Source organism: Leifsonia sp. HAY1-4F (assembly GCF_056755275.1).
The window spans coordinates 1-407 of record NZ_JBNDHX010000213.1; the positions used below are offsets into that span (position 1 = coordinate 1).

The 407-nt window shown below is 52.1% G+C and carries 1 protein-coding gene; it reads left to right on the forward strand.

Annotation, left to right across the window (positions count from 1 at the left end; genetic code table 11):
- Positions 1-233: 233 nt before the first annotated feature.
- Positions 234-407, forward strand: a 174-nt coding sequence (locus ACPYOG_RS19255; RefSeq protein ID WP_481295740.1) for a CDP-alcohol phosphatidyltransferase family protein, incomplete at its 3' end; no start/stop codon positions are given.

A 407-nucleotide genomic window follows, 5' to 3' on the forward strand; every position in this document is an offset into this window, starting at 1 on the left:
TTTTCATGAAGACACCGCGAAATAAAAAGCCGGTCGCAAATTCCACGCAATGACGGTGAAAGCACAGAAAGAATGTTGACGATAGGGTAATCAAACCATCATCTAGGCGTGATCCCAAAAAGTGCGGAGCGGTTTTTGGATAAGATCATGCTCAATCAAATGGCTGGAGCGAGATGAGACTTTGACAAAGGCTCACCGAGATCTGCCGACACAACCGAAACGAAACGATTTCCATGGCTTCGCGCGCTTACAGCATTCCCAATCTGCTTACCTACGGCCGCATCCTCTGCGTACCCCTGATCGTCCTGTGCTTCTTCGTCGAGGGCAAGCTGGAAGGTTCCGATTTCGCGCGGTGGGTCGCGCTCTGGATCTTCGTGATCGCCTCGCTCACCGACTTTCTCGACGGC